The organism is Planktothrix sp. (assembly GCF_046067725.1).
Lineage (GTDB): Bacteria > Cyanobacteriota > Cyanobacteriia > Cyanobacteriales > Microcoleaceae > Planktothrix.
Map to the genome: position 1 here is coordinate 1 of NZ_JBJUDF010000007.1, position 4,679 is coordinate 4,679.

At 35.0% G+C, this 4,679-nt stretch carries 2 protein-coding genes; both read left to right on the forward strand.

Annotation, left to right across the window (positions count from 1 at the left end; translation table 11 throughout):
- A partial coding sequence (locus ACKPEB_RS00405; RefSeq protein WP_408962783.1) for a tubulin-like doman-containing protein occupies positions 1–3,018 on the forward strand: 3,018 nt, incomplete at its 5' end.
- A 62-nt stretch (positions 3,019–3,080) separates the two neighbouring features.
- A complete protein-coding gene (locus ACKPEB_RS00410; protein ID WP_408962784.1) occupies positions 3,081–4,643 on the forward strand; it encodes a hypothetical protein in 1,563 nt (520 codons plus the stop codon).
- Positions 4,644–4,679 lie beyond the last annotated feature (36 nt).

Below are 4,679 nucleotides of genomic sequence, written 5' to 3' on the forward strand. Positions count from 1 at the left end.
GTTGATTTAAGTTTTCAAGATTCTGAAAAAGTAAATGCCATTTTAACCGCCGCAGAAGTGACGAATTTTGTGCGAGGTGTAGAACAGCGTTCTCAATCCAATCGTTCTGGGCCGTTTGATCATATTTCTCGCTGGTTTCCGCCTCAATTACTTCGTAATATTAGAGCCGTTGAAGAAGGCGCCAAAGGCATTCGACCTGTGGGAAGATTAGCATTTTTTCATAATTACCAAAAGATCAAAACTGTCATTGAAACCGCAGCAAAACGGACAATGGGTCATGAAGCCTCTTTACTGCAAGCCGGATTAAAACTTGAACCCGGATTAAATATTTTTGTGATTGGTTCCCTCTGTGGTGGTACGGGAAGCGGAATGTTTTTAGATGTTGCTTATAGTTTAAGGAAATCCTATGGAGATAAAGGCACGCAATTACTCGGATATTTAGTGGTAAGTCCACAGTTATATAGTAATGCGTCCTATATGAATGCCAATACTTATGCAGCCTTAAAAGAACTCAATTATTATAGCAGTACGGGGACTCGATTTGAAGCTTGTTATGATATGCAAAATTTGGTAATTGTTCAGGAACCTCGCGCCCCATTTGATTATACTTATTTAATTTCTAATGAAACGAACGGTGAATATACAATCTTAGAACCCCAAAAATTATGTAATGTAATTGCTCATAAAATCGCGTTAGATTTTATCGGAGAATTAGCCCCTGTTGCTAAAGGAATGCGGGATAATTTACTCACCCATTTAATTCAATCGGATAATCATCCCCGTCCTAATACTCAAGGATATTTAACCTTTGGCTTGGCGGCGATTTATTTTCCTCGTGAAATTATTGTCAAAATTGCCTTAAATCGGATTACTTTAAAACTGGTTAATTTTTGGTTAAATGGGGAAGGTCAAAGCCCCGACCCTCAATTAATTCTCGAACAATTTTTGATTAAAAATAATTGGTATAGCGATTTAATACAACGGGATGGGTTTAAAGAACGACTAGCTGGAAGCGTTCAAGAAGGGAGCAAAAACTTTTCGACAACCTTAACTAAATTCAGAGAGAAATTAAGTCAAAGAATTAATGAGTGTAAAAATCGTGAAGATCGACTGAGTTTAAAAAGTAACTTATCACGAGAATTTCGAGAACAGTTTAGAAAAGTTCAGTCTGGAGAAACGGAAACAACACGAGGAATTTGGTTAACTCGGTTAATGCAGGTACAACCAAGCATCACTCAACAATTGAAAGATCATATTAATGAATTCATTGCCGAATTAATGACCCCTAGCAATCCCAAATTTTCGGCTAAAAGTGTTCGAGATTGGTTAGAGGCGATGCAAACAGAATTGAACACCTATCAACGTCAGTTAGAGGAAGAAATTAGTCAAGGGGGAGGACTGAAAAAAAATGAAGATTTAGAGAAAAAATGCCGAGAGTTAGAACAGAGCATGAATGAGATAGAGCAAAGAATGGAACTCCCGATGCTGAATCGTAAAAATAGAGACATTCAGAAATTAGCGAGAAACAGTGTTCAAAGTATTATTCAGTTAATTCAGCATAATTTTAAACTGACCGTAACTCAGGAAACGTTAAAAATCGTCAATGATTTGCAAAAGTATATTAGAGATTATTCTACTGAAGTTGCTACCTTTAGCCGGATGCTGGAAAATTTAAAAACGAATTATGAGAAGGAACAGAATGATTTAAACAATTATAATTTTAATGAAATGAGTGGAGACGCTATTTTTGCTCCAGAAGATATTGAAGAATGTTATCAAACCTTATTACCCAATTTAGAGTCTCGTTCTGCATTGGTGTTAGTGAGTAAAGATATTACAGAGGCATCCGGGGTAGGAGAATCGATTTGTTATTTAATGAATCGTACCACCGGAGAGCAACTAAAAACAGAAATTGATCAAAAAATAGATGGTGAATTTGGTTCTCGGAGTAACCAAATTGTTAAATCTGTGATTAAGCGTTTTATTCACAATTATTCAGGTCAAATTCGTTCTCCCCGTTTAGGACAAATTATTCAGCAAGCCGAACCTTTATTACGTTTAAATTCGAGTGATCCTTATTTTTCTGATCTTTCCGATAAACGCAAAGAATTTATTGGATTTAAAGATACCGATGAGATAGAAGTAACACAGTTTAAAACGACTCTAACTCGTGATTTGGGAATCGACCCAACGGCTTTAAAACCAACTCAAGCTGAAGATCAAATTTTAATTGTTCGGGAATATGGCGGCTTTCCTTTACGATTGATTAATGGTTTAGAAGAAATCAGAAATCATTATATCCGAGAACAAAATAAAGATGGCTCAACTTGTCATTCTGATTATCAAATCTCCTTTACTGATATTATCCCCCCAGATGCTAGACTGATGGAAGAATTGGAAGATGTTTTCTATCCTTGTTTAGCATTTCAGTTAATTGTTGAAAATACTGAAACTCAAGGTTTAGAGTTTCAATATTATGATCATTTACGAGACTGTTATTACACCGCAGCCCTGAGTCCAATTTGGAATCAAGCGTTAGAAAAACTGGCGAATCACCAAGAAATGACGCAAACGTTAAACGAGTTATTAGAGGAAGAAATTAATCAGATTCGTCAACATCCTGATCTCTGGAAAAGTCAATATTTACCCAGATTACAGCAATTTGTCGATTATGTGGATAATTTACCTGAATCCAATCCTAATTATCTTTATAAATCAACGGTTGTGGGGACTCCGGGTACAATGAATCATTTAGGACATGAAGGAGTTATTAATCGTTTTCGTCGAAGAATTCAGGAAAACCTAACTAAGACTGGAAGTTTACCAACATCCGTGAATAACCGTTCTACCGCTTTAGTAAAAAATACAGAAAATCCTAGCAATGTTAACCCAGGAAATAACAGTTTAGAGGTAGAATTAAGCCAGCTAAAACAAAAATTCGCTCAAGGACTGATTAATCAAAGAAGATATGAATTGGACAGACAAGAAATTCTACAAAAATATGGATATGGTTTTTAACTCATTTTCATCTAACTAAATTGATTTGAATCTAAGCTCATGTTCAATCTTGAGGATATTTTATGTTGTTTCCTTCTTTTCCACCTTTACCGCCTTTGTTAATCATTTCCACGGGAATATTTGTGTTTGTTCCCTCAATCATGACCCTTTATTATCGCTGGAATCTTTATCAACATTTAACCACTCAAGCGAATAAAATTTATCAGATCATCAATAAACGTGAGCTTGAATTTCCGCCGACGATTGTAGAAGTTTTAGAACAAAGTTTTGCAGAATCCAGTCAAAATTTAGAACAAGTGAACACGGCGGCTTTGATTGATCAAGCCTACAGCCAAGAAAAGGTTTTAGGGAAATCCTGCGAACAAATAGAATATTGGTGTCGAATTATTCCGAATTTACTCCTGGCTTTTGGATTAATTGGAACCTTTATTGGAATTACGGTCAATTTGGGTTCTTTGAGTCATACGATTAGCCAAAGTCAAGCAACGGATGTTAGTCAATTAGTAGAGGAATTAAAAGAACCCTTAGAAGGAATGGCGATCGCTTTTATTACCAGTTTAGCTGGGTTATTGTGTAGTGCATTATTAACTGTTTTAAACTTTTTATGGAATACGAGCCTAGCGAAATATCGTTTAACGGTTTCTTTAGAACATTACCTCGATAATGTTTATTATTCATCCTTAAATGGTCAAACTCGACTGGATAAAGTTGTTAAAGGAATGTCGAGTGAATTTAAAGATTTTTTAGATCGATTTGGTATTACTGTTAGAGAGGCGGTGGAATCTGCCATGAGAGATAATATTCATCAAATTACAAAAGCGAATGTAGAAGCGAGTGAATTAGCCCTACAAGTCTATCGTCAATTATCCAATGCTACAGGAACGTTAGAAAGGGGAGCTAGAGAGTTTCAAACCGCCACAGAAAGTTTTACAAATGCGGTACAAGTGAGTCACACAACGGCTGATAAATTAGAACAAGTTGCTCAAGGTTTTGAACAAAGTGAATTTCCTAAACAATTATCAATAATTGCCACTGATTTTGGAGAGAATCAAAAGAATTTTTCTGACTCAGCATTCGGTTTATTTCAAACGGTTCAATCTTTGGAAACGATATTAAATCAACTTCAGACCTTTACAGAACAGTTAGTGAAAACGGAAGCAAAATTAAGTGAAATTAATCAAAGTTCCTTACAAGTTTTAGAGTTAAATCGAATTAATCAACAATCCCTAGTTGAAATTATTCCTCAACTGGAACAAGGAGGAAAAAGCTTGGAGTTAACTTCTCAAACTTTAGAGAATATCCAAAACAAAGTTATTGATAAATCCGATCACTTAGAAGGTATTGATAAACAATTAGAAACCTTAGTTAAAACCCTGAATACTTATACAAATACAGTGAATTTTGAACTAGAATCTTTAAGTAAAATGATGAATAAGCTTATTAAAGAACAATCAAATAGTAGTCAGTCCTATTCACAAGTTTTAGCGGATAAATTGGAATCAGCAATTAAACCTAATATGAAGTATATTATTGAGATGAAATCCGATTTATCTCAGGTACTTAAACTCTTAAAAGAACAAAGCGGTAATAAGGGAATTAAGAATAATAAACCAAAATTTTGGTAAACTAAATTTTAGGACTGATGCTGGAGATTTTCGGCT